This window comes from Neobacillus sp. DZ-9 (assembly GCF_059587065.1).
Genome location: NZ_JCAIOL010000008.1, coordinates 99,706 through 122,506, shown reverse-complemented (window position 1 = coordinate 122,506; position 22,801 = coordinate 99,706). Strand labels below are relative to the sequence as shown.

Sequence of the window (22,801 nt, the reverse complement as noted above, 5' to 3'; positions counted from 1 at the left end):
CGTTTTAAATTAAAAAACTTGCTCTACTTCCACAACGCCTGGCACTTCTTCTAAAAGAGCTCTTTCAATGCCGGCTTTTAATGTGATGGTTGAGCTTGGGCAAGATCCGCAAGCACCAAGCAAGCGAAGCTTTACAATACCATCCTCTACATCAACTAATTCACAATCCCCGCCATCGCGAAGAAGAAATGGGCGTAATTTATCTAATACTTCCTGAACTTGTTCAAACATTTCTTGTTCTGCCATATTAATCGTCTCCTTTCCTATCTATATTATAATGTCATTGGCCTTAAAAATCCATTCTCAGAAAATAGGATAACACACATTTACAGTCAATTTCTTCGTTTTTATCATTTAATTATTGTAAAATAAAAGAAAGGCTGAGTTAAAGAACATTGTTGATTTTAAAACTCTGTTGATTGGAGCGGAAAGCACGCGCCTAGAGCGCAAATCAACAGCCAAGTTTAACACAGACAAAAGAAAAAAGATGGGAATGGTTTTATGGAATTTACGGAAGTAGAAATTGTTCTTTACGGTGCTGAACAATTATGCCCAAGCTGTGTCAACCTGCCGTCGTCTAAAGAAACGTTTGAATGGCTGGAAGCGGCCATTACAAGAAAGTTCCCGGAGCAGCCCTTTAAAATGACATATGTGGATATCCTGCTGCCTCCAGAAGAAGACCCTGAAAAATATCATTTTGCGAAACGTGTTGTTGATGAAGATATGTTTTATCCAGTAGTTGTGATAAAAGAAAAAGTAGTTGGCGAAGGCAATCCACGCCTCAAGACCATTTTTTCAGAGCTTGAAAAGTACGGATATAAAGCGATATAAAAAAGAAGCATTCCAATTATCAAAACGGAATGCTTCTTTTTTATCAGCCGTTATGCCATTTATACATCCACAGAAGGCCCGATTTCAACAGGCGAGCCACACGTCCCGTAATTGCACGCTCAGCCATCATTCCAAACCCTTGTTTCTTACCAAGAGAACCAAGGACACCCTTTAATTTAATAACTGGGAACGTTTCAGGCAATGGTTCGCCGCTCCAGCGCTTCTTAAGTACTTCGACAATTTGTTCAGCCTGACCCTCAGCTAATTGGGCGCTTGGAGCATGCGGGGAACTAGCACAGTCACCAACAATGAAAATGTGTTCATCATTAGGAAGATGATGATGAGGTGTTACCTCCATCCTTCCTAATCGGTCCTTTTCCCCTTCCATCTCCCGGACAATTTTATTCGCTTGAATCCCTGCTGTCCAAACAATCACGTCACATGTGACTGCCTGATCATGATTGAACAGTGTATTTTCTTCCACTTTTGTTATATTAGAGTTGTTAATAATTTCGACATTGTGCTTCACAAACCAGTTTTCAACATATTTGCTTAATCGCTCTGGGAAAGAAGAAAGAATATACTTTCCGCGATCAAATAATTTAATCTGAATATCTTCACGGCTTTCGCTCAATTCGCTTGCCAGCTCTACCCCACTAAGACCTGCACCAACAATTCCAACAACAGATCCGGGAGCCAAATTGTTTAATGCGGAGTAGGTGCGGCGGGATTTTTCAATGCTTTGAATGCTGTACGTAAATTCATCAGCACCAGGGACCCCATGATATTTGTCTTCACAGCCAAGGCCGACAATTAAGTCATCATATTCAATAGGATTATCACCATTTAACAAGACCTTTTTATCTTTTTGGTCAATCCCGATGACATCCCCATATTTGATGTTGAGTTGTGAATGCTCTGGAAAGGCGACCCGGATTTCTTTATCCGAAATCGTTCCTGCAGCAAGAGCATAGTATTCTGTTTTTAAACAATGATACGGGACGCGGTCAATAAGCGTAATCGTAACGTCCTCTGGCAGATGATTTGGAAGCAATTCGCTTAAAACTTTCATGCCGCCGTATCCGCCGCCTAGTATAACAAGGTTTTTCATTTTTGGATTTCCCCTTTTTTAAACCAATATCTAATGTCTTTATTTTGCTCAGATGGGACCCATTTCAGAATTAAAAACAAATGGGAATTAATTGATATATTTTAGAATAATTTTCTGTTCTTTTACCACATATGAGTATATCTAAAATGTGTCGAAATAACAACACTTATCACACTTTTCTTGACACTAAAGCTGCAGTCGCGATAATTGACGGAACATGCTAAAAATAGTAGGATAGGTACGTAATGGAGAGGTGAAAAGAATGATTCAACCGATCATTGAATTTTGTATCAGCAATCTGGCCAATGGTGCGCAAAAAGCACTTGAAAAATTAGAAAAAGATCCAAATTTGGATATCATTGAATATGGATGTCTTGGATATTGCGGTAAATGTGCCTCCACTTTATATGCTCTAGTTAACGGAGAGGTAGTGACAGGAACAACGCCTGATGAACTAGTAGACAACATCTATCAATATTTAGAGGAAAATCCGATGTTTTAAAATATACTATATTAAAACTAAAAAAAGGAGGAGAAATTATGAGCAAGGATGTAGTAATCTTAACAGAAGCGGCGGCTCTTCACATTAAAGAAATGATGAAGCATAATGATGAAGAAGGAGCCTTCTTACGTGTAAGTGTAAAAGGCGGAGGATGCAGCGGCTTATCTTATGGTATGGGCTTCGAACACGAGCTAAATCCGACTGACATGCAGTTTGAGCAGCATGGAATTAAAGTAGTCATTGATCAAGAGAGTGCACCAATTCTACAAGATACGAAAATTGATTATAAAGAATCCATGATGGGCGGCGGTTTTACGATCGACAACCCGAACGCTATTGCTTCCTGCGGATGCGGTTCTTCTTTCCGTACAGCGACTGCAGCAGGTACACCAGAAGAATGTTAAGAACAAAGGCGCCTAATTGGGCGCCTTTGTTTTTTATTTATCAAACATAGATGAACTATGAAGCGGCTGTACTTTTGCTTTAGGATCGATAAATGATTTCGCATTATTTACGGCAGTTGGCGCTTCACCAAAACCACAAGCAATAAGTTTTACTTTACCATCATAGGTGCAAATATCACCGGCTGCATAAATTCCCGGAATATTTGTTTCCATTTTGGAATTGACGACAATCGAGTTTTTAGCAATTTCGAGACCCCATTCTTTAATAGGTCCAAGTGAGGATACAAATCCATAATTACAAATGACAGCATCCACATCAATCGTTTCTTTTCCTTCCCCATTAGCATCTTGAAGTACGACTTGTTTAATTCCCTCTTCATTGCCAATCAGTTCTGCAGGAACATACGGAGTTTTTACATCTACTTTTGAATTAAATAAATTTTCCACACTATGCTCATGTGCGCGGAACTTATCACGACGGTGAACAATCGTTACTTTCTCGGCAATTGGCTCTAGCATTAAAGCCCAGTCTACTGCTGAATCCCCGCCGCCGAATACGACAACTTTTTGGCCGGCAAATTGGTTTAAGTCCTCTATAAAGTAATAGAGGTTTTTCTTTTCATACTGGACAGCACTATCAAGCTCTAAGCGGCGAGGTTGGAACGCTCCGTTTCCGGCTGTAATGATAACGGTTTTAGAATAGTGCACCTCTTTATTAGTGGTTAATTTAAAAGTACCGTCTTCTTGCTTTTCCAATTTTTCAACAGATTGCTCAAGGGCAACGGAAGGTTCGAATTTCGCCATTTGTTCCTTCAAGTTATCAATTAATTCTTGTGCACGAACCTTAGGAAAACCAGCAACATCATAAATATATTTTTCCGGATAAAGGGCCGATAATTGGCCGCCAAGCTGAGGTAAGCTTTCAATGATTTTTACTGAAGCTTGTCTCATTCCTCCGTAGAAAGCAGTAAAAAGACCGACAGGGCCTCCGCCGATAATAGTAATGTCAAAAACTTTTTGATTTTCTTGCACGCCGTATCCCCCTAAATAGTAGTTACAACCCCAATCCCTATAATATCATAAATTAATAAAATCCTCACATATTTATGGCAATATTCAGACTGGAGTCACTATTTAAATAACTTGATTTAGGTTATAAAAAGTAAAACATTTTAATAATCTTATGGTAAATAAATTAAAAAAATCGCTTGAAAATCCAAGGAAAGTAGCATAAGATGTAATGTGGATATATTATTAATTATTTGTGACAAAATAGGTACAATTTTATGACCGGTTTGAAAATCCGATAGCATTGACTAATGTTGAAATCGGGTGTATTTGAAATTGTCTTTTTTCTTTATCCTCATTCGTGAAGTATATCACATACATTTTTCTAAGCAGAAAAATAAAATTAGCTAAAGCAGAGGAAGATAAGAATAAGCGAATTTATTCAAAAAATTACTTAAAAGGTGGAAGTGATCACTTTGAGAAAGCCTAAAATTGTTATTCTCGGTGCTGGATACGGCGGACTGATGACAACTGTTCGCTTACAAAAACTTGTCGGTATTAATGAAGCCGATATCGTATTAGTTAATAAAAATGATTACCATTATGAAACAACGTGGCTTCATGAAGCGTCTGCGGGCACACTTCATCATGACAAAGTACGTTATGACATCCGTGATGTTATTGACCGCAGCAAGGTTGACTTTATTCAGGATACAGTAGTTGAAATTAAGAAAGATGAAAAGAAAGTCGTATTAGAAAAAGGCGAAGTCAATTACGACTACCTTGTTATTTCTCTTGGCGGCGAACCTGAGACTTTTGGGATTAAAGGATTAAAAGAGTTTGCCTTTGGGATCACTAATGTGAATTCTTCACGCCAGCTTCGTGAGCATATCGAGTATCAATTTGCTACCTACAATATGGAGGAAGAAAAAAATGATAATCGCCTATCCATTGTTGTCGGTGGAGCAGGCTTTACGGGAATTGAATTTTTGGGAGAATTAACAAATCGAATTCCTGAATTATGCCACGAATATGATGTTGATTATAATAAAGTAAAAATTATCTGTGTTGAAGCGGCTCCAACTGTATTACCTGGATTTGATCCGGAATTAGTTAATTATGCTGTATCTCAATTAGAACGAAAAGGTGTAGAATTTTTAATTGGAACGGCTATTAAGGAAGCTACTCCTGAAGGTATTATCGTAGCAAAAGGTGAAGAGGAGCCTCGTGAAATCAATGCGGGCACTGTTGTTTGGGCAGCGGGTGTACGAGGAAATTCTATCATCGAAAAATCTGGTTTTGAAGCTATGAGAGGCCGTGTAAAGGTAACTCCAGAATTACGAGTACCTGGTTTTGATGATGTATTCATTATTGGCGACAGCTCTCTTGTCATTAATGAAGAAATCAATCGCCCATATCCTCCGACTGCCCAAATTGCTATGCAGCAGGGAGAACTTGTGGCACGCAACTTGGCAGCGCTTGTTCGGAACAAAACAGAACTTGAAACCTTTACATTTGATAATAAAGGTACGGTTTGTTCACTTGGTGAAGATGATGCTATCGGTGTTGTATTCGGCAAGAAAGTAACTGGTGCTAAAGCATCCTTCATGAAAAAAGTAGTTGATAACCGCTCTCTTTACATGATTGGCGGCGCTGGTCTTGTACTGAAAAAAGGAAAATTTAACGTATTTTAATAAGTAAAAAAGGACAGTGACCCTGTCCTTTTTTGTTATGATTATTTAGGGGTGCTACAATGAACAATCGTGAAAAACGTGGCAAGGTGTGGTTAGCTGTCTCAGGGTTAGTGATTTCAAGGGATGGTAAATGGCTTGTGGTGAAGAAAAGATACGGCGGCTTGAAAGGCCAGTGGTCCTTGCCCGCGGGTTTTGTTGAGATCGGTGAAACGGCAGATGAAGCTGTTATAAGAGAAGTTAAGGAAGAGACAGGAATTAATTGTTCTGTAAAGGGGCTTATCGGTCTAAGAACCGGGGTAATTAAAGAAGAAATAAGCGACAATATGATCGTTTTTTTAATGGAGCCAACTAGCGGACAAAAGGTAATCCATCAGGAAAATGAGCTTTATGAAGCGAGATTTATGACACCGGAAGAGCTATTAAATGAAAAAGATGCTTCAATTATTCTTCACCAGCTAATTAAGCAAAAGGATTTTTGCATTAAACCTGGTATTGATGGGTTGAACCCGGGAGATCAGTTTGGATATACAGCATATAAATTATTTTTGTAATTTTTTGAAAATTTAAGTAACACTTAGAAAATGAAAGAAAACTTTATATGTATCCGTTTTCTTTTAAGAATTTGCAAGAATTTAGCTCTTTCCTTTTTCGCCAATCCTTGATATATTATCAGAAAATTAAGTTAATAATACGAGGGGGATGAAAAGAATGACAGTTAAGAGCTTGGATACTAAAAATTGTGATTATTGCTCAGGGTATGGCTATTTTCAACTAGTGCTTGGAGGTTCTGAAACGTGTTCTTGCTGTGGTGGCACTGGCAAGAAAGATGAGGAATAAGATAGTTTAGTTTTGTAACTGAAAAGAAAGTGCTGGATACTGCTTCTTCGAACATTTCGAAGGGCTATTTTTTTGTGTTTATATTGACTCCACTTTGGACGTTAGGTACACTTAGTGTTGATGCGTAAAGGGGGAATCTCGGATGCAAATGAGCATCGTTGTCTTAATTATTTCAATATTGCTATTTTTTGTCTTGTTTTTCGGTATTGGATTTATCCTAAATATGCTTTTAAGAATGTCATGGGTTATGGCGATAATTTATCCTATTGTGGCCATTTTAATCGTAGATAAAGTAAGATTTATTGAATATTTTACAAATAGTAAGTCTGCCTTTTTAGAATTAGGGCATAAATTCAGCTCGTTAGCCACCGCTGATATTCTAATTTTATTAAGTGGTTTAGCTGGAGCCATAGCTGCTGGATTTACCATCAAACTGCTTCGAAAAAATGGCTATCAAATGTTTTAAAACTCTTTGCCTTTTAGCAAAGGGTTTTTTTGTTTTGCTCTTTTAACTAGTCTGTTGATTTGCGCTCCAGGTGCTTCGCTTTCCGCGGGCGTGCCGGGGAGCCTCCTCGGCGCTTAGGCGCCTGCGGGGTCTCCCCTGCCCCGTACCCCCGCAGGAGTCTTCGCGCCTTCCGCTCCAATCAACAGAGTTATATAATGACCATTTGCTTTGGCCCTTGTTAAATTTTTTCACTCCTTTTTTGAATAATTCCCTTCAGCTTGGGAATGAATATTTTTGGAGGAGTGAAAATTTTAATGGATATATTTAAAAATTGGATCAAGCGTGCAGCCATGACAACTCTTTTCATAATGGCCTTATTCGCGACTTTCCAATCTATTTCTGGTGTTAATGCTCATACGTTAATTTCACAATTTGCATCCGTTATTTCATCAAGCGAAAATGTATCAGGGACAACCTCTCCGACATTAGAGGATGCCTTTGATTGGTCAAAGTATCCAAAGCAAACTGTTACAGCTACCGGCTACACTGCAGGTTTTGAATCGACTGGAAAAAGACAAGGCCATCCTGAGTATGGGATAACCTATTCAGGGGTTAAAGTGAAACGCGATTTATTTTCTACAGTAGCAGCAGATTTGAACGTATTTCCGATTGGTACAATTCTGTTTATCCCCGGATATGGATATGGGGTCGTGGCTGATAAGGGTGGAGCGATAAAAGGAAATGAATTAGATCTTTATTATGAGACCGTTGAAGATGTTTATAAAAAATGGGGCAAAAAGCAGTTAGAGGTTTATGTTGTCAAAAAAGGCAATGGAAAACTGACAGAACAACAATTACAGGAATGGAACGAAGATAAAACGCTGCAGGTATTCCGCCAGCAGTATATTAGCTCAGAAAAAAGGTAAAACAGGCATCGAGCCTGTTTTTTTATTTTGGGTTCGGTATAATAAATGATGAATAACACGGAGGTGAATTGAATGTTTCAAGTTACATCAGAAATGGAGTTAACTGCTGAACATGAAGGTCTGGTCATTGGTCTTTTTGAAAAACCAGAAAAATTCTCAGGTGCTTTAGCTAATTTGGATAAAAAATTCGATGGACAGCTAACTGAGTTAGTGAAATCAGGCGATATTTCGGCAAAATTAAAAAGTATTAGCAAAATACATACCTTTAGTAAAATCGGTGCAAAACGAATTTGGTTTGTCGGTCTGGGGAAGGAAAAGGAATTAACCTTCGATAAACTAAGAGAAGCATTTGGTAAGTTATTTAAAGATGTGAAGGCAAGTAAACTAGAAGAGGCTGCTGTTTATCTGGATACTTTCCTTACGGATAAATTGGATGGATCTGACGCTGCCCATGCATTAAGCGAAGCTTTTTCACTGGCTACTTATCAATTCAAGGATTATAAGCAAAAAGCGAATGAACCTGAGAAAAAACTGAAGTCCCTGACTGTTTACTGTGAGGGCTTTGATAGAGACGATATTCAAGCCTCGTTATCGGTCGGCTTTGCTTTCGGAAATGGAACAAACTCGGCTCGGACGCTTGTCAATATTCCGGGGAATTTGCTTACAGCCACCGCTATGGCAAATTATGCAGAAGAGCTGGCTGATAAGTATGATTTTGAGATAGAAATTTTAGATAAAGCAGAAATTGAAAAACTTGGTATGGGGGCATTCCTTGCTGTTAACCAAGGGTCAACAGAGCCTCCTAAGATGATTGTCCTGAAATACCAAGGTAAAGAAGAATGGAAAGATGTGATCGGTCTTGTCGGAAAAGGAATTACCTTTGATACAGGCGGTTACTCGATTAAAACAAAAGCCGGCATTGTTGGGATGAAAACAGATATGGGCGGAGCGGCTGCTGTGCTTGGAGCAATGGAAATCATTGGTGAAACCCGCCCAGAACAAAATGTTGTAGCTGTTATCCCTTCTACTGATAATATGATTAGCGGACATGCTTTTAAGCCTGATGATGTCATTACCTCAATGTGTGGGAAAACGATTGAAGTATTGAATACGGATGCAGAAGGCCGTTTGGTGTTAGCGGACGCGGTGACATATGCAAAGCATCATGGAGCCGAATATTTAGTCGATGTGGCTACATTAACAGGCGGGGTTATTACAGCACTTGGGCTACATACAACCGGAGCAATGACTAATCATGAATCATTATATGAACAAGTGTTAGAAGCATCGGTGGAAGCCGGTGAGCAAATGTGGCTATTGCCTTTGTTTGAAAGTGAGAAGGAACGAGTCAGAAATAGCAAAGTAGCTGATTTAAATAATTCCCCAGGCAGTGAGGGACATGCGCTTGTTGCCGGTGCCTTCATCGGCGAATTTGCTGAAGGCACTCCTTGGGTCCATTTAGATATTGCCGGAACAGCTACGACTGCTAAAGGCAATGATCTTGGTCCTGCAGGTGCAACCGGAGTGATGACACGTACTCTTGCCTTATTTGTAGAACGGTTTGAACCAATTAAAAAATAAACTTTTAAACCCACGGAAATCTTCCGTGGGTTTTCTAAATGATTGCCCACTCATTACCATTCCTTCTCGCATATGAAATAGTGTAGGCAAGTATAGCGAAAAAGGAGGTATGGTAATTAATGTACCCATATCGAAGTCCCTACCCGGTACAAGATCAACGATTTTTCGGCTTTGGATTACCCTTAGCGATAGGCGGGCTTAGTTTTTTAGGTGGTTTAATTGGAGGCGGACTTGGTGCATCGTTTGCTGCACGTCCATTTTATGGCGGTTTTGGTTACCCTGGCTTAGGCTACCCGGGATCAGGATTTGGTTTTGCACCAGGACTTGGTTTTGGAGCTCCAGGGCTTGGCTTGGGCTATCCTGGTATAGGCGGCCCTGGATTCGGAGCGCCATTTTATTATTAATAAAGGAAAAAACAGCTCTAGGGCTGTTTTTCCTTTAATAAAAGAAGGAAATTCATGAAAAAAAGAGAATAGGATTAATGATGAGGGCTTTCTTAGTGCATTACATAGAATGAAAAAGAGGAGGATTATGATGATTAAAGATACATTAATTGAAGCTTTAGGAATCGAAATCACGCATATTGAAGAAGGAAAAATCATCGCAACCATGCCGGTTGATGAGCGGACGCGCCAGCCTTTTGGCATCCTGCATGGCGGTGCATCTGTGGCCTTGGCAGAAACAGTTGCGAGTTTGGGCGCTTATGAGTTAGTTAATAAAGAAGAGGAAGCAGTAGCCGGTCTTGAAATTAATGCGAATCATGTTCGATCTATTCGAGAAGGTGTGGTCACAGCGGTGGGCACAGTCCTGCACCATGGCAGAACCACACAGGTCTGGGATATTAAAATTTCCGACGATCAGGAACGCCTTATTTGCGTTTCAAGATGTACAATGGCAGTCATAAAAATCAAAAAATGAGAATGGGATTTTTACCCACTCTCTTTTTTATTGAAATATTTAAAAAATTTAAGGAAAATCGTGTTATAATTGAAAATAAAAATAGAACAATAGCACAGTTTTTTGTACATGTTTCTTTATATAATGGTAGTATAACTGATTCATAAGAAATGGGGGTGAAGAATATGAGAGCAAAGCGGCAATACCTATTTATTGATTTTGAATTTACAATGCCTGAACGAAATGGACGCATGAAGGATTTTTTCGCGGAAATTATCGAGGTTGGAATTGTATCCGTTATTGACGATCAGATCGCCGAACAGTTTTCTTCCTTTGTTACTCCTCTAAAGTTCCCTAAGCTATCAGAACGCTGTAAATCTTTTTTACATATTTCACAGCAGCAGGTTGACACGGGCCTATCCTTTTATGATTTTATCCGAAAGCTGGAGGAATTCAATAAAAGTAATTTGGAAACCACTATTGTTACTTGGGGAAATATGGATATGAAGGTACTTCGGCATAACTGTTTGGAGGCTGGTACTGCTTTTCCATTTCATGCTTCAGAATTAGATTTGTCAATGGAATATAAACGATTCTTCGGAGATCAAAATCAAACAGGACTGTGGAAGGCCGTTCAAGAATATGGCAAGGAAGGGACAGGCAGACACCACCGGGCACTTGATGATGCCTTGACTACCTATAATATATTCAAACTTGTTGAAAAGGATAAACGATATCTAGAAAAACCAAAGCCAACCACCATCGGTGACCGGGTTGATTTTTCAAAGTTATTAAATGAATTCGCATAAAAGGCCAAATCACTCAACCTGATTTGGCCTTTAGTGTTTTAATCTTGGCTGCTTTGTGGATTTCCGCTCCAATCAACAATATCCTTTACCACTTAGGCTTTGAAATAATCCTTTTCTAGAGAGTCTATCATTTTTAAGCTCATTTCAGCCCATTGTGAAGATGTTTCTAACAATTCGTTTTTCATTTTATCTACCGCTATTTTTAATGACTCTTTGTAGTCGGGGATTTCATCTGTAAAAGGTTTGACCATCTGCTTTGGAATATTGGCCTGCTCTCTAAAGGCCAATGCGCGCCTCTCATGGAAAATGAGTACATCCGCTTCCTTTGGATTATGAAGATCGCCTTGCATTGGATGCTTGAGAACCCCTAAAACTCTTACTAAATAATGCTGCGGCCGAATATCCGTTATTTCTCCGATATACTTTCCTGTTTTATAGATAGCTGTTACTGAAGTACCAATCTGCAATTCTGACATAAAAAAACCCCCTGACACCCAATCTTAATCTTGATTCTTCCCCTTCATTATGACTAAATTTAAAACAGAGTGCAAAAATTTTTATTTTCGATTAAAGTGAAAAAATGGAGGGATGATAAATGAAGAAGCTAAAATTCATGATTGCTTTATTTGCTATTATTTTAGTATTGGCAGCATGTGGGACAAGCACAACTAAGAAGGAAGAAGCAAAACCGAAAAGTTCTGAGCCAAAATCGGAACAGAAGGAAGGGGATCAACAAGTGTCAAATGATGTCTATCCTCAGCTTTCAACAGAGGTATCTGAGAACGAGAAGCTCGTTGAAATGGAAACATCGATGGGGACAATAAAAATTAAATTATTTCCAGAGTATGCGCCAAAAGCCGTTGAAAATTTTGTGAAGCATAGTGAGGAAGGATATTACGACGGTTTAATTTTCCACAGGGTTATCAAAGACTTCATGATTCAAGGCGGCGATCCTAATGGGAATGGAACAGGCGGCGAAAGTATTTGGGGGAAACCATTTGAAGATGAATTCTCCAAAAACCTTTTCAACATCCGCGGCGCCTTGTCAATGGCCAATTCAGGCTCTAACACGAACGGCAGCCAGTTTTTTATTGTTCAAAAAACTTCTCTTGACCCGCAAATGAAATCGGAAATGGAGAAGGCTGGATACCCGAAAGAAATGATTGATGCATATGATGATCGCGGCGGAACACCGTGGCTTGATCACCGCCACACAGTCTTTGGACAGGTTGTTGAAGGCATGGATATCGTTGATAAGATTGCTGACACACCAGTGGGGGCACAGGATAAACCAGAAAAAGATGTTATTATTAAAAAGATTAAAGTATTAAAATAAGCTATGTTGGTCGGGAACGTTTTTTCTTGCTATAATGTTTTATTAGAGCAAGTCCTTTATAGAAAGGAAGAAAAAAATGTTTCAGTCATTAGTAATGTCCTTATTTCTATACTTTCCTGAAGATAAATCGGAATATATTCCCGCAGGAATTACGTTTTTTATTTTTTTCATAGGTGCTTTGGTGACGATGAGGATAATCATTGTTCACTCCAAGCGGGAAGCCAAAAAAGCAAAGGAATTAGAGGACCGAATCCAAAAACACGAGCTCAATCAGAGGAACAGTTAACCGCAGCTGTTCCTTTTTTTTGCCCTAAAACACTGAATAGTCCAATGTTCGTTTGTCTATACTAACGGCAAATTGCCTATTGTAGGGGGATTACATATGAAGAAATTCTGGATGATTGTTCCACTTCTCATTCTAACTGGATGCACGGAAAAGAATATCACAAAAATCAATGTGGAATTGTTTAATGCGGTGGGAGATTCTTTGGGAACAGTCAAATTACAGGAGCAGGCCAGTGGTGTGAAAATGTCCGTCGATTTGAAGGGGCTTCCACCTGGGGTCCATGCCATTCATTTTCATGAGAAAGGAACCTGCAAGGCACCTGATTTCAAATCTGCCGGAAACCATTTTAATCCGGAGAAAAAGGAACATGGACTTCTTCATCCAAAAGGCGCCCATGCCGGCGACCTGCCCAATTTAATAGTTGAGGATGATGGGTCCGTAAAGGCAGACCTTATGGCACCAAATGTCACCTTAAAGGATGATAAGAAATCTCTGTTTACAAAAGAGGGGACATCGCTTGTTGTTCATGAAGGAAAAGATGATGGCATGACTCAGCCTGCCGGCGACTCAGGAAATCGAATTGCTTGCGGGGAGATTTCTAAGGATAAAAATAAAGAAGGTCAAAAGAAAGCACAGGACGATAAAAAATAGTGTGTAAAAGCTATCTCATTGAGCGAGATGGCTTTTTATATGGAATTTTTCTTTTTTGGGTAAAAATCTAAGCTTTTCCAAGGTGTGGACATACACTAACAAGGAGATTGTTAGGAGGCGAGTATTGATGGAGAAAAGACAATTTGGCGTTCCTCAGGGACAGCCTGGTTTTCAACAAATGGGTTTTCCTCAGATGGGCGGATTCCAGCAAGGGTTTCCACAAATGGGGGGCCAACCGCAAATGGGGGGCCAACCGCAAATGGGGGGCCAACCGCAAATGGGGGGCCAACCACAAATGGGGGGCCATCCACAAATGATGGGAGGTTATCCATATCACGGGTATCCTCATATGGGAGGGTATCATCACGGCTATCCATATATGGGTGGCCATCCACAAACGATGGGCGGTTTCCAGCAGCCTGGAGGATTCCCGCAAATGATGGGCGGACAACAAACAGGATTTCCACAGGGAATGGGCGGACAGCAAACTGGTTTTCCTCAAGGTATGGGCGGTTTTCAACAAGGCCAAATGCCACAGACTCAACCATCTACATTTGGTCAACGTAAAGACAAAAAGTAACTATTAATATTTTTGGAAACCTGTCCTTTAAAATACTGGGACAGGTTTTTTCTTGATTTCTCATCCTTTTTTCAAGACAATGAGGTTATTAAAATATAGGAGCTAATGAAATGGAAAATAAACTATATTACCAAAATGCCTACGTTCAATCATTTACAGCACAGGTGCTTAAACAAGAGAAAGACGAGGAAGGGAATTGGTACGTTATTTTAAATCAAACGGCTTTTTACCCAAATGGCGGCGGCCAGCCTCATGACATTGGGACAATTGGAGAAACCATTGTAATAAATGTAGAAGAAGTACATGGGGAAATACGACATTACATAGAGGGGCAATTGCATAATATCGATAATGAAGTAATTGGAGTCATCGATTGGGAACATCGCTTTGATCATATGCAGCAGCATGCTGGCCAGCATATATTATCAGCTGCATTTGAGCAATTGTTTGATTACAAGACCGTTGGCTTCCATTTAGGAAATGAAATGGTCACCATTGATTTGCAGACAGAAAATTTAACGGAACAGGAAGTGAAGAAAGCGGAAGAGCTTGCAAACCAAATAATATTGGAGAATCGGACTATTGAAGTGAAGTGGGTAACAGAGGAAGAGTTATCTCAATATCCATTAAGAAAAGAAACGAAGGTTAAAGAAAATATCCGTCTCGTGATTATTCCAGACTTCGACTATAACGGCTGCGGCGGAACCCATCCCAAAGCAACAGGAGAGGTTAATGCAATAAAAGTTTTAGATTGGGAGAGACAAAGGAAAAACATTCGCCTTCAATTTGTCTGCGGAAATCGAGTTCTAAAACAGCTTGGGCAAAAACAGAGAATCCTGTTTCAGTTAACCAGCCTGCTTAATGCACCTGAAAAAGATATGGAGGCAGCCGTTATTCGGATGCTAGAGAATGCAAAATCGCAAGAAAAGCTTTTGGAACAAACCAAGGATCAATTGCTGCAATTCGAGGCAAAGGAATTGATTGATAAATCTAATGCTGATAATATCATAAATGAAATTTTTCAAAATCGCAGTATTCAAGAACTTCAGAAGTTAGCTCGTTTTATCACGACAAACAATGAAAATGCTGTGGCTATCTTTGTATCGAACAATGAAGATAAGCTCCAAGTCGTCTGTGCAAAGGGAACGGCTAGAAATGAAAATATGAAAACGATTATTGGAAAAGCTCTGCCTTTCATTAATGGTAATGGTGGAGGAAATGATTCATTTGCGCAAGGAGGCGGTGAAAAGCTTATTACCCCGGAGGAATTACTGCGGTTATTATTCGAGTAATCGAAATAGCAGTCTTTTTTCTTTTATTGATACACTTTTTACTAATAAAAAAGTGTATTTTTTTTAACACTATAAATATAAATTTTATTTTAAGTGATATGCGAAAAAAATTTTCTTATATGTTATAATTTAAATAAATTTTTTTTCATAACCTTGAAGGGATGATCAGATTGGAAAAGCAAAAAGTTGGGGTTGTCGGTGTAGGTGTAATGGGAAGAAGTTTGGCCCTGAATTTTGAAAGCAAAGGGTTCCCGGTTTCCGTATACGATCTCTCCGCTGAGAAAGTAAATGAAATTGTAGAAAATAATAAAGAGAAAAATATAATTGGTACTAACAAAATTGAAGAATTTGTTCAATCATTAGAGCTTCCGCGAAAAATTTTATTAATGGTAAATGCCGGTGAAATCACGGATAAAGCGATTGACTCGTTGGTTCCGTATTTAGATAAAGGTGACATTCTAATTGATGGAGGCAACAGCTATTATAAAGATACCATTCGTCGAAATGCCGATCTTGCTGAAAAAGGGCTTCTTTTCATAGGTGCCGGTGTTTCTGGTGGTGAAGAGGGAGCATTGACAGGTCCATCGATCATGCCGAGCGGACAAAAAGAAGCTTACGATGAGGTTGGTCCGCTCTTAACGGCTATTTCGGCTAAAGTGGATGGCGACCCATGTTGTACATATATTGGTCCAAATGGTGCTGGGCACTATGTAAAAATGGTGCATAACGGAATTGAATATGGTGACATGCAGTTAATTTGTGAATCCTACCATCTAATGAAAACTCTTCTTGGCTTGTCTGTCAACGAGCTTCATGAGGTCTTTAGCGAGTGGAATCAAGGTGAGCTGGACAGCTTTTTGATTGAAATTACCGCTGACATTTTTACAGTAATGGATCCGGAAACTGGAAAACCATTAGTAGATGTCATTCTCGATACTGCAGGACAAAAAGGAACAGGAAAATGGACGAGTCAGAGTGCCCTTGATTTGGGTATTCCGCTATCCATTATAACTGAATCTGTGTTCTCGCGTTTCCTTTCAGCTATGAAGGAAGAGCGTGTAAAAGCCAGCAAGGTGCTAAAAGGTCCTAGTGAAAATAAATTTATTGGCAATAAAAAGGACGTTATTGAATTAATTCGTAAAACCTTGTATTTTAGTAAAATTATTTCATATGCACAAGGCTTTTCCCAATATAAAGTGGCTTCCCATGAGTATAATTGGGATTTAAGACCGGGAGAAATTGCGAAGATCTTCAGAGGCGGCTGCATCATACGAGCAGCATTCCTACAGAATATTATGGATGCGTACGATCGGAATCCGAATTTAGATAACTTGCTCATGGATTCATACTTTCAATCAATTACAGGTGATTATCAAGATGCAGCGAGAGAGGTTGTTTCCATCGCTATTAAAGCAGGGATACCTGTTCCTGGACTCTCTAGTGCACTATCGTATTATGACAGCTATCGCTCAGAGGTTCTGCCTGCCAACCTGCTTCAAGCTCAGCGCGATTATTTTGGAGCCCATACATATCAGCGGGTGGACCGTGAAGGAACTTTCCACACCGAGTGGCTTGAAAAATAATTGGCAAACCAGACGTGGAATTCACGTCTGGCTTTTTTATATATGGAAACTTATGTATACTAAAATGAGAGAATTGAGTTGAGAGGGTGATTTTGATGGGTTTTTTAGATGGTCTAATGGGCAATGCCTCAGAAGTGAATGTACAAGAAATCCAAAAGGAATTTGAACGCGTTCTGGCTCCTAGTGAGAGAATTGATAAAGCGTATAGGCTCATTCGGGACATGTTCATTTTTACGAATAAACGGTTAATTTTAGTTGACAAGCAAGGTTTAACTGGAAAAAAGGTCGAATATCATTCCATTCCCTATAAAAACATTACCCATTTCAGCATTGAAACAGCAGGAAGCTTTGATTTAGATGCTGAATTAAAGATTTGGATCTCCGGAAATGCCCTTCCGCTGCAAAAGCAATTTAATAAGAATTTAAATATATATGAACTGCAAAGTGTTTTAGCTGAATATGTGTTGAAATAATCTTTTTATACCTTCTTATCGACCGAGGGAGCCAATTTTTTAGTTCGACGGTCGATAAGAAGAGTTCATAATGACCGAGGGAGCCAATTTTTTAGTTCGACGGTCGATAAGAAGAGTTCATAATGACCGAGGGAGCCAATTTTGGGGTACAACGGTCGATAAGAAGCGATCATAACGACCGTGAGCCCCAATTTTGGGGTACAACGGTCGATAAGAAGCGATCATAACGACCGAGGGAGCCAATTTTTTGGTTCGACGGTCGATAAGAAGAATTCATAACGACCGAGGGAGCCAATTTTTTAGTTCGACGGTCGATAAGAAGAATTCATAACGACCGAGGGAGCCAATTTATCGGTTCGACGGTCGTTAAGAAGTGTTCATATTAACTTAGTGCTCTTTTTAGACGTTCTAGCCCCTCAATTAAATCATCCTTAGGACAGGCAATATTGATGCGGACGAATCCTTCCCCGCCGGGGCCGTATTTAGGACCCGGTTCTAATGCCAGCTTTCCTTTTTGAATCAGCAAGTTTCGTAACTCTTTGTCGCTTAATGCAAGTTTCCGGCAATCAAGCCAAAGCAGGTAGGTTCCTTCAGAATCAATACAGGTGACTTCCGGGAAATGTTCCGCTAGGAATTGAATTGTATAATCTTTGTTCACCTGCAAATAATTAATCAAATCATCGAGCCATTCCTCACCGTGACGATAGGCTGCCTCCATTCCAATTATCCCGAAGGTATTCAAGGAGAAAACACCTTGGCGTTTTTGCTGCTCCTGAAATTGGTTCCGTAATTCCTTATTTTTAATGACCACAGCTGACGCTTGTAAGCCAGCAAGATTAAACGTTTTGCTTGGAGCAATTAAAGTGATGGTTCTATCCAACAGCTCATCGTTTAAAGAAGCAATCGGTGTATGAGTAAACTTCTTATAGATAATATCAGCATGAATCTCATCAGAAACAATAAGGCAATTATATTGTAAACATAACTCACCAATTTTTAATAGCTCATCCCTTGACCAAACTCTGCCAGCAGGATTGTGCGGATTGCAAAGCAAAAATAATTTACAGCCTTCTTGCAAAGCTTTTTCAAAACCCGCAAAATCAATTTGATAACGATCTCCGTCCAATAGAAGTGGTGAGTTTACGACGATACGTTTATTTTTTTCAATCATATCAAAGAAGGGAGTATAAACAGGTGATTGAAGCAGCACCCGATCACCTTCCTTAGTAAAAGAATAAATGGCCGTACTGATGGCTTGAACCACACCGCTGCAATATAATAGCCATGAAGTGTTAATTTTCCATTGGTGCCTCTTTAACAGCCATGTGTAAATAGCTTCTGAGGTGGAAGACGGGACATAAGTATAGCCAAAAACCCCGTGTTCGACGCGATTCTTTATCGCATCGATGACGGCCTGTGGCGGCTTAAAATCCATATCCGCTACCCACATTGGCCATAAATCAGACTCTCCAAAAATATCTTTTGTTAATTCCCATTTCACTGATGACGTCTTTAACCGATCTATCCGTTCATTAAATACCGACATATGCACACCACCTGTAATATTTTCTTACCCTCTGCTTCTTATGATAAAATAAATCCATCAAATGTTAAAATAATAGGAGAAAAAAATGAGAAAAGAGATTCAGACAAATTTAAAATTTGTTGACCTATTAAATGAATGGGATCCCTTCCATTTGAATAATGGCAGTTACGAAACGGAAATCGCCGATGTGATAGCAGCTGTTCATGAGCTCGACCACCCATTAACACTTGCAAAGAGAATTCAAAGCATCTATGAATTTTCCTTTGAAAAGCTCATCCCACTGGAAAGCTGTTTAAATGTGGCAGGGGAACTATTAGATATTAAGTCGGACGATTCTTGCTCGTTGTAAAAAAAGGAAAAAAAGAGGACATCCCAATACGGGGTGTCCTCTCAAAAAGGGGGGAATACTAGAAAGCTTATGATATAAGGTTTGCCAGATTTCCCCTTTTTTATACAACCATGAAAAAAAGATTTATTAATGTTCCACTGACGAGGAGTTTGTATGAAGTTTGTGGTATTCTAATAACTCAGATGCAGCGATATCTAGTACAGTAGATAATTTTAAAATGGTCTGACTACTTGGAATTTGTTCACCGGATTCATATTTTTCAATCGTACTTGTTCCAACTCTGATTTTTTGTGCTAATTCTTCCTGTGTCATGTTACGCATTTCACGAGCGGTTTTGATTGTTTGGCCGATTTTATTCATACTGTTCACCTCAACTTAAAATAATAAGTTACTCCCTAATAGTGTAACATTGGATAAATCTTTTTTCTAATTCCACATGTTAAGATTTACTGACAATTTTGTATTTGGAAGGCGCTCTGTTTCTATTATTTTACTTTCTTTGATAAAAACAATCCTTTGTGGTATAATCTTATAATGCGTATATAAGGGATTAAATAATTATTTACTTAGGAGTGTTTTCATGTCAGGAAAATTTGAAACAGGAAGTATCGTAACAGGTAAAGTAACAGGAATTCAACCATACGGCGCGTTCGTAGCATTAGATGAAAATACACAAGGTCTTGTGCATATTTCAGAAATCACGCACGGTTATGTGAAGGATATTAATGACCATCTTAAAGTTGGGGATGACATTCAGGTAAAAGTTTTATCGATTGATGAAGGGGCTGGAAAGATCGGTCTTTCAATCAGAGCAACTGAAGAAGCACCAGTCGAGCAAATTGCCAAAGTGAAGAAGCCTCGCAAACGCCAAGCTGCTGCGATCATTCCAGAAACAGAAGGACAACAAGGTTTTAATACTCTTAAGGATAAACTTCAAGAATGGATTGACCAATCACAGCGTGAAGATTTAATTAAAAAATAATTCATAAATAAAGTCAAGGCATACTGTTGAAAAGCAGTTGGCCTTGGCTTTTTTTTATAAAAAACTTTCATTCTTTTTTCCTGCTCGGCTACAATAAAGTTATGTGTACATATCATGTTAATGAAATGGAGGAAATGTAAATGGCTGCAAAAATAAATACAAATGAACTCATTGAAAAAACAGAGAAATATGGTGCAAAAAATTATCACCCCCTGCCAATCGTCATCTCTCGTGCTGAAGGGGTTTGGGTGGAGGACCCTGAAGGAAATAAATACATGGACATGCTTAGTGCCTACTCGGCAGTAAACCAAGGACACCGGCATCCGAAAATTATTCAGGCATTAAATGAGCAAGCGGACAAGGTGACATTGACTTCCCGTGCCTTTCATAACGACCAGCTTGGTCCATGGTATGAAAAGGTAAGTGAATTAACCAATAAAGAAATGGTTCTGCCTATGAACACAGGGGCTGAGGCAGTGGAAACAGCTGTGAAGGCGGCACGCCGCTGGAGCTATGATGTGAAGGGAGTAGCGGAAGACCAAGCGGAAATTATCGGCTGTATTGGGAATTTCCATGGCAGGACGATGACGGCGGTTTCATTATCGTCAGATGCTGAGTACAAACGAGGATTTGGACCGATGCTTCCGGGAATTAAGCTTGTGCCATATGGTGATTTAGAAGCATTAAAGCAAGCCATTACTCCAAATACGGCTGCCTTTTTAATCGAACCGATTCAGGGAGAGGCGGGCATCGTTATTCCGCCGCAAGGTTTTATGAAGGCAGCTTCTGAGCTGTGTAAAGAAAACAATGTCCTGTTTATCGCGGATGAAATTCAGGCAGGTTTAGCACGGACAGGTAAAATGTTTGCCTGTGAGTGGGAAGATATTGAACCTGACATGTATATTCTCGGAAAAGCTCTAGGAGGCGGTGTGTTTCCAATCTCTTGTGTTGTTGCCAATAGGGAGATTTTAGGAGTCTTTAATCCAGGATCCCATGGTTCTACCTTTGGTGGAAATCCGATGGCATGTGCTGTCTCTATTGCCGCTCTTGATGTGCTTGTCAGTGAAAAGTTAGCTGAAAAATCCTTAGAGTTTGGTGAGTATTTTTTAAGCAAACTAAAGGAAATTAACAATCCGATTATTAAGGAAGTTCGCGGACGAGGCTTGTTTATTGGAGTGGAGTTAACGGAACCGGCCCGAAAATATTGTGAACAATTAAAAGAACAGGGATTGTTGTGCAAGGAAACACATGATACAGTCATTCGATTTGCGCCTCCGCTCGTGATTACGAAAAACGAATTAGATTGGGCTATTGAAAGAATCACGAAAGTATTAGGCTAAATTGGATTGCTAGGGGTGCCAAAATGGGGAAAATTGATGGAGCAGGCAAAGAAAAAGAGACGTTAAACCTTCTTACATCAACACAAACTATCATTCGTGATGCAATAACTGAACTCGGTCTTAACCATGATATGTATCATCTGCTAAAAGAACCTATAAAAACATTCGAAGTCAGGATCCCTGTTCGTATGGATGACAGCTCGACGAAGGTATTTACTGGTTTTAGATCCCAGCATAATGACTCACTCGGGCCGACCATGGGCGGTGTCCGTTTTCATCATCAGCTGAAAGAGGATGACATAAAAGCCTTATCAATGTGGATGAGTTTGAAATGTGGAATAGCTGATTTACCTTTCGGAGGAGGAAAGGGCGGCGTTATTTGCAATCCAAGAACGATGTCTTTTGGTGAACTGGAACGACTAAGCCGCGGATATGTAAGGGCAATAAGTCAAATCGTCGGACCAACCAAAGATATCCCAGCACCAGATATGTATACTAATTCGCAAATTATGTCGTGGATGATGGATGAATACAGCCGTCTCCGACAATTCGATTCACCCGGTTTTATCACAGGAAAACCCCTTGTTCTTGGCGGGTCTGAAGGCCGCGAAAAAGCAGGAGCAAAAGGTGTCATCATTTGTATTGAAGAAGCGGCCAAGAGGAGTGGAATCAGATTAAAGGGAGCACGGGTGATTGTCCAAGGGTTCGGTAATGCCGGAAGCTTCATCGCTAAGTTTCTGCACGAGGCGGGGGCTTATATCGTTGGGATTTCTGATGTATATGGCGCTCTTTATGATCCAGATGGATTAAATATTGAGTATTTACTTAGCAGGCGCGATAGCTTTGGTACTGTTACCACCCTTTTCGAAGGGGCTATTTCTAATCAGGAACTACTGGAGCAAGATTGTGACATTTTAGTTCCAGCGGCGATTTCGAATCAAATTACGTCTGAAAATGCTGGAAGCATAAAAGCTAAGCTTATTGTAGAAGCGGCGAATGGCCCTACATCGCTTGAGGCGACCAGGATTCTTACAGAGCGTGGAGTGTTAATCGTCCCTGATGTGCTGGCAGGGGCTGGTGGTGTAACGGTTTCCTATTTCGAGTGGGTGCAAAATAAACAGGGCTATTATTGGTGTGAAGAGGAAATCACCGGAAAATTACGGGATAGAATCGTCAAGTCATTTAATGAAATTTACAACCTCGCGCAAAACCGTCAAATAAATATGCGTTTAGCTGCCTATATAGTTGGCATAAGAAAAATGGCCGATGCCACAATATTTAGAGGGTGGATATAATTTCTCCTTGCATTCTTTATGGATGCAAGGTAATTTTTTTGCA

Annotated in this window: 29 protein-coding genes; 23 read left to right on the top strand and 6 right to left on the bottom strand. The window is 39.7% G+C overall.

Annotated elements, in window-relative coordinates; genetic code table 11:
- Window positions 1-9 precede the first annotated feature (9 nt).
- Window positions 10-246 carry a NifU family protein gene (locus AC59HZ_RS21665; protein WP_223591894.1) on the bottom strand — a complete coding sequence of 79 codons (237 nt, stop codon included), beginning with the start codon at window positions 244-246 and terminating at the stop codon, window positions 10-12.
- Window positions 247-501: 255 nt separating this feature from the next.
- Here AC59HZ_RS21665 and AC59HZ_RS21660 point away from each other — a divergent pair, with 255 nt between their 5' ends.
- On the top strand, window positions 502-831 hold the full coding sequence (locus AC59HZ_RS21660; protein WP_496547843.1) for a YuzD family protein: 330 nt from the start codon (window positions 502-504) through the stop codon (window positions 829-831).
- Between the two features lie 43 nt (window positions 832-874).
- Here the strand turns inward: AC59HZ_RS21660 and AC59HZ_RS21655 are convergent, their stop codons facing one another.
- Window positions 875-1,942 (bottom strand): NAD(P)/FAD-dependent oxidoreductase, encoded by a 1,068-nt coding sequence (locus tag AC59HZ_RS21655; protein ID WP_496547842.1) that lies wholly within the window; start codon window positions 1,940-1,942, stop codon window positions 875-877.
- Between the two features lie 262 nt (window positions 1,943-2,204).
- Here AC59HZ_RS21655 and AC59HZ_RS21650 point away from each other — a divergent pair, with 262 nt between their 5' ends.
- Complete coding sequence (locus AC59HZ_RS21650; protein ID WP_430065480.1) at window positions 2,205-2,444, top strand: YuzB family protein; 240 nt, start codon at window positions 2,205-2,207, stop codon at window positions 2,442-2,444.
- Window positions 2,445-2,482: 38 nt separating this feature from the next.
- On the top strand, window positions 2,483-2,848 hold the full coding sequence (locus tag AC59HZ_RS21645) for a HesB/IscA family protein (protein ID WP_496547841.1): 366 nt from the start codon (window positions 2,483-2,485) through the stop codon (window positions 2,846-2,848).
- A gap of 33 nt (window positions 2,849-2,881) precedes the next feature.
- Here AC59HZ_RS21645 and AC59HZ_RS21640 read toward each other — a convergent pair whose 3' ends face one another.
- Entirely contained in the window at window positions 2,882-3,880 is a 999-nt protein-coding gene (locus AC59HZ_RS21640; RefSeq protein WP_496547840.1) for an NAD(P)/FAD-dependent oxidoreductase, read from the bottom strand.
- Between the two features lie 452 nt (window positions 3,881-4,332).
- Here AC59HZ_RS21640 and AC59HZ_RS21635 point away from each other — a divergent pair, with 452 nt between their 5' ends.
- From AC59HZ_RS21635 to kapD, 9 genes are all read left to right on the top strand, one after another.
- The gene (locus AC59HZ_RS21635; RefSeq protein ID WP_496547839.1) at window positions 4,333-5,550 is read left to right on the top strand and encodes an NAD(P)/FAD-dependent oxidoreductase; all 1,218 of its coding nucleotides are present in this window, start codon (window positions 4,333-4,335) and stop codon (window positions 5,548-5,550) included.
- A 59-nt stretch (window positions 5,551-5,609) separates the two neighbouring features.
- Window positions 5,610-6,101 carry an NUDIX hydrolase gene (locus AC59HZ_RS21630; RefSeq protein ID WP_496547838.1) on the top strand — a complete coding sequence of 164 codons (492 nt, stop codon included), beginning with the start codon at window positions 5,610-5,612 and terminating at the stop codon, window positions 6,099-6,101.
- 157 nt (window positions 6,102-6,258) lie between these two features.
- Entirely contained in the window at window positions 6,259-6,387 is a 129-nt protein-coding gene (locus AC59HZ_RS21625; protein ID WP_496547837.1) for a YuiA family protein, read from the top strand.
- Between the two features lie 142 nt (window positions 6,388-6,529).
- A complete protein-coding gene (locus AC59HZ_RS21620) occupies window positions 6,530-6,853 on the top strand; it encodes a YuiB family protein (protein WP_496547836.1) in 324 nt (107 codons plus the stop codon).
- Between the two features lie 293 nt (window positions 6,854-7,146).
- The gene (gene spsC / locus AC59HZ_RS21615) at window positions 7,147-7,758 is read left to right on the top strand and encodes a stationary phase survival protein SpsC (RefSeq protein ID WP_496547835.1); all 612 of its coding nucleotides are present in this window, start codon (window positions 7,147-7,149) and stop codon (window positions 7,756-7,758) included.
- A gap of 72 nt (window positions 7,759-7,830) precedes the next feature.
- Complete coding sequence (locus AC59HZ_RS21610; protein WP_496547834.1) at window positions 7,831-9,339, top strand: leucyl aminopeptidase; 1,509 nt, start codon at window positions 7,831-7,833, stop codon at window positions 9,337-9,339.
- A 119-nt stretch (window positions 9,340-9,458) separates the two neighbouring features.
- A complete protein-coding gene (locus tag AC59HZ_RS21605; protein ID WP_430065447.1) occupies window positions 9,459-9,743 on the top strand; it encodes a hypothetical protein in 285 nt (94 codons plus the stop codon).
- A 127-nt stretch (window positions 9,744-9,870) separates the two neighbouring features.
- A complete protein-coding gene (locus tag AC59HZ_RS21600; protein WP_496547995.1) occupies window positions 9,871-10,257 on the top strand; it encodes a hotdog fold thioesterase in 387 nt (128 codons plus the stop codon).
- Window positions 10,258-10,421: 164 nt separating this feature from the next.
- Window positions 10,422-11,045: a 3'-5' exonuclease KapD gene (gene kapD, locus AC59HZ_RS21595; RefSeq protein WP_289989410.1), complete on the top strand. Its 624-nt coding sequence runs from the start codon at window positions 10,422-10,424 to the stop codon at window positions 11,043-11,045.
- Window positions 11,046-11,137: 92 nt separating this feature from the next.
- Here kapD and kapB read toward each other — a convergent pair whose 3' ends face one another.
- Entirely contained in the window at window positions 11,138-11,521 is a 384-nt protein-coding gene (gene kapB, locus AC59HZ_RS21590; RefSeq protein WP_496547833.1) for a kinase-associated lipoprotein KapB, read from the bottom strand.
- Between the two features lie 119 nt (window positions 11,522-11,640).
- Here kapB and AC59HZ_RS21585 point away from each other — a divergent pair, with 119 nt between their 5' ends.
- The 7 genes from AC59HZ_RS21585 to AC59HZ_RS21555 all read left to right on the top strand — a co-directional run bounded on the left by AC59HZ_RS21585 (window position 11,641) and on the right by AC59HZ_RS21555 (window position 17,246).
- Window positions 11,641-12,381 (top strand): peptidylprolyl isomerase, encoded by a 741-nt coding sequence (locus AC59HZ_RS21585; protein ID WP_496547832.1) that lies wholly within the window; start codon window positions 11,641-11,643, stop codon window positions 12,379-12,381.
- A gap of 76 nt (window positions 12,382-12,457) precedes the next feature.
- The gene (locus AC59HZ_RS21580; RefSeq protein WP_496547831.1) at window positions 12,458-12,667 is read left to right on the top strand and encodes a hypothetical protein; all 210 of its coding nucleotides are present in this window, start codon (window positions 12,458-12,460) and stop codon (window positions 12,665-12,667) included.
- Window positions 12,668-12,763: 96 nt separating this feature from the next.
- Window positions 12,764-13,318, top strand: coding sequence for a superoxide dismutase family protein (locus AC59HZ_RS21575; protein WP_496547830.1), 555 nt, complete (start codon window positions 12,764-12,766; stop codon window positions 13,316-13,318).
- 127 nt (window positions 13,319-13,445) lie between these two features.
- Window positions 13,446-13,898 (top strand): hypothetical protein, encoded by a 453-nt coding sequence (locus AC59HZ_RS21570; protein WP_496547829.1) that lies wholly within the window; start codon window positions 13,446-13,448, stop codon window positions 13,896-13,898.
- 110 nt (window positions 13,899-14,008) lie between these two features.
- Window positions 14,009-15,190: an alanyl-tRNA editing protein gene (locus AC59HZ_RS21565; RefSeq protein WP_496547828.1), complete on the top strand. Its 1,182-nt coding sequence runs from the start codon at window positions 14,009-14,011 to the stop codon at window positions 15,188-15,190.
- 170 nt (window positions 15,191-15,360) lie between these two features.
- Window positions 15,361-16,773 (top strand): NADP-dependent phosphogluconate dehydrogenase, encoded by a 1,413-nt coding sequence (gene gnd / locus AC59HZ_RS21560; RefSeq protein ID WP_496547827.1) that lies wholly within the window; start codon window positions 15,361-15,363, stop codon window positions 16,771-16,773.
- 95 nt (window positions 16,774-16,868) lie between these two features.
- Entirely contained in the window at window positions 16,869-17,246 is a 378-nt protein-coding gene (locus tag AC59HZ_RS21555) for a PH domain-containing protein (RefSeq protein ID WP_496547826.1), read from the top strand.
- 382 nt (window positions 17,247-17,628) lie between these two features.
- Here AC59HZ_RS21555 and AC59HZ_RS21550 read toward each other — a convergent pair whose 3' ends face one another.
- A complete protein-coding gene (locus AC59HZ_RS21550) occupies window positions 17,629-18,792 on the bottom strand; it encodes a MalY/PatB family protein (RefSeq protein ID WP_496547825.1) in 1,164 nt (387 codons plus the stop codon).
- A gap of 85 nt (window positions 18,793-18,877) precedes the next feature.
- Here AC59HZ_RS21550 and AC59HZ_RS21545 point away from each other — a divergent pair, with 85 nt between their 5' ends.
- On the top strand, window positions 18,878-19,141 hold the full coding sequence (locus tag AC59HZ_RS21545; protein ID WP_496547824.1) for a DUF1871 family protein: 264 nt from the start codon (window positions 18,878-18,880) through the stop codon (window positions 19,139-19,141).
- A 126-nt stretch (window positions 19,142-19,267) separates the two neighbouring features.
- On the opposite strand, the gene AC59HZ_RS21540 is transcribed toward AC59HZ_RS21545, so the two are convergent.
- Window positions 19,268-19,501, bottom strand: a complete 234-nt coding sequence (locus AC59HZ_RS21540) for a helix-turn-helix domain-containing protein (protein WP_496547994.1) — start codon at window positions 19,499-19,501, stop codon at window positions 19,268-19,270.
- 220 nt (window positions 19,502-19,721) lie between these two features.
- On the opposite strand from AC59HZ_RS21540, the gene yugI reads away from it, so the two are divergent.
- From yugI to AC59HZ_RS21525, 3 genes are all read left to right on the top strand, one after another.
- A complete protein-coding gene (gene yugI / locus AC59HZ_RS21535) occupies window positions 19,722-20,123 on the top strand; it encodes a S1 domain-containing post-transcriptional regulator GSP13 (RefSeq protein WP_496547823.1) in 402 nt (133 codons plus the stop codon).
- A gap of 140 nt (window positions 20,124-20,263) precedes the next feature.
- Complete coding sequence (locus AC59HZ_RS21530) at window positions 20,264-21,463, top strand: ornithine--oxo-acid transaminase (protein ID WP_496547822.1); 1,200 nt, start codon at window positions 20,264-20,266, stop codon at window positions 21,461-21,463.
- 23 nt (window positions 21,464-21,486) lie between these two features.
- Complete coding sequence (locus AC59HZ_RS21525) at window positions 21,487-22,758, top strand: Glu/Leu/Phe/Val family dehydrogenase (RefSeq protein WP_496547821.1); 1,272 nt, start codon at window positions 21,487-21,489, stop codon at window positions 22,756-22,758.
- The last annotated feature ends 43 nt before the right edge of the window (window positions 22,759-22,801 follow it).

Coding starts and splice junctions, on each gene's coding strand:
- AC59HZ_RS21565 (WP_496547828.1), top strand. CDS start 14,009: ATGGAAAATAAACTATATTACCAAAATGCCTACGTTCAATCATTTACA.
- kapB (WP_496547833.1), bottom strand. CDS start 11,521: ATGTCAGAATTGCAGATTGGTACTTCAGTAACAGCTATCTATAAAACA.
- yugI (WP_496547823.1), top strand. CDS start 19,722: ATGTCAGGAAAATTTGAAACAGGAAGTATCGTAACAGGTAAAGTAACA.
- AC59HZ_RS21540 (WP_496547994.1), bottom strand. CDS start 19,501: ATGAATAAAATCGGCCAAACAATCAAAACCGCTCGTGAAATGCGTAAC.
- AC59HZ_RS21580 (WP_496547831.1), top strand. CDS start 12,458: ATGTTTCAGTCATTAGTAATGTCCTTATTTCTATACTTTCCTGAAGAT.
- AC59HZ_RS21620 (WP_496547836.1), top strand. CDS start 6,530: ATGCAAATGAGCATCGTTGTCTTAATTATTTCAATATTGCTATTTTTT.
- AC59HZ_RS21645 (WP_496547841.1), top strand. CDS start 2,483: ATGAGCAAGGATGTAGTAATCTTAACAGAAGCGGCGGCTCTTCACATT.
- AC59HZ_RS21625 (WP_496547837.1), top strand. CDS start 6,259: ATGACAGTTAAGAGCTTGGATACTAAAAATTGTGATTATTGCTCAGGG.
- AC59HZ_RS21550 (WP_496547825.1), bottom strand. CDS start 18,792: ATGTCGGTATTTAATGAACGGATAGATCGGTTAAAGACGTCATCAGTG.
- AC59HZ_RS21570 (WP_496547829.1), top strand. CDS start 13,446: ATGGAGAAAAGACAATTTGGCGTTCCTCAGGGACAGCCTGGTTTTCAA.
- AC59HZ_RS21630 (WP_496547838.1), top strand. CDS start 5,610: ATGAACAATCGTGAAAAACGTGGCAAGGTGTGGTTAGCTGTCTCAGGG.
- AC59HZ_RS21655 (WP_496547842.1), bottom strand. CDS start 1,942: ATGAAAAACCTTGTTATACTAGGCGGCGGATACGGCGGCATGAAAGTT.
- AC59HZ_RS21530 (WP_496547822.1), top strand. CDS start 20,264: ATGGCTGCAAAAATAAATACAAATGAACTCATTGAAAAAACAGAGAAA.
- AC59HZ_RS21600 (WP_496547995.1), top strand. CDS start 9,871: ATGATGATTAAAGATACATTAATTGAAGCTTTAGGAATCGAAATCACG.
- kapD (WP_289989410.1), top strand. CDS start 10,422: ATGAGAGCAAAGCGGCAATACCTATTTATTGATTTTGAATTTACAATG.
- AC59HZ_RS21660 (WP_496547843.1), top strand. CDS start 502: ATGGAATTTACGGAAGTAGAAATTGTTCTTTACGGTGCTGAACAATTA.
- AC59HZ_RS21555 (WP_496547826.1), top strand. CDS start 16,869: ATGGGTTTTTTAGATGGTCTAATGGGCAATGCCTCAGAAGTGAATGTA.
- AC59HZ_RS21610 (WP_496547834.1), top strand. CDS start 7,831: ATGTTTCAAGTTACATCAGAAATGGAGTTAACTGCTGAACATGAAGGT.
- AC59HZ_RS21665 (WP_223591894.1), bottom strand. CDS start 246: ATGGCAGAACAAGAAATGTTTGAACAAGTTCAGGAAGTATTAGATAAA.
- AC59HZ_RS21650 (WP_430065480.1), top strand. CDS start 2,205: ATGATTCAACCGATCATTGAATTTTGTATCAGCAATCTGGCCAATGGT.
- AC59HZ_RS21525 (WP_496547821.1), top strand. CDS start 21,487: ATGGGGAAAATTGATGGAGCAGGCAAAGAAAAAGAGACGTTAAACCTT.
- spsC (WP_496547835.1), top strand. CDS start 7,147: ATGGATATATTTAAAAATTGGATCAAGCGTGCAGCCATGACAACTCTT.
- AC59HZ_RS21575 (WP_496547830.1), top strand. CDS start 12,764: ATGAAGAAATTCTGGATGATTGTTCCACTTCTCATTCTAACTGGATGC.
- AC59HZ_RS21585 (WP_496547832.1), top strand. CDS start 11,641: ATGAAGAAGCTAAAATTCATGATTGCTTTATTTGCTATTATTTTAGTA.
- AC59HZ_RS21545 (WP_496547824.1), top strand. CDS start 18,878: ATGAGAAAAGAGATTCAGACAAATTTAAAATTTGTTGACCTATTAAAT.
- AC59HZ_RS21605 (WP_430065447.1), top strand. CDS start 9,459: ATGTACCCATATCGAAGTCCCTACCCGGTACAAGATCAACGATTTTTC.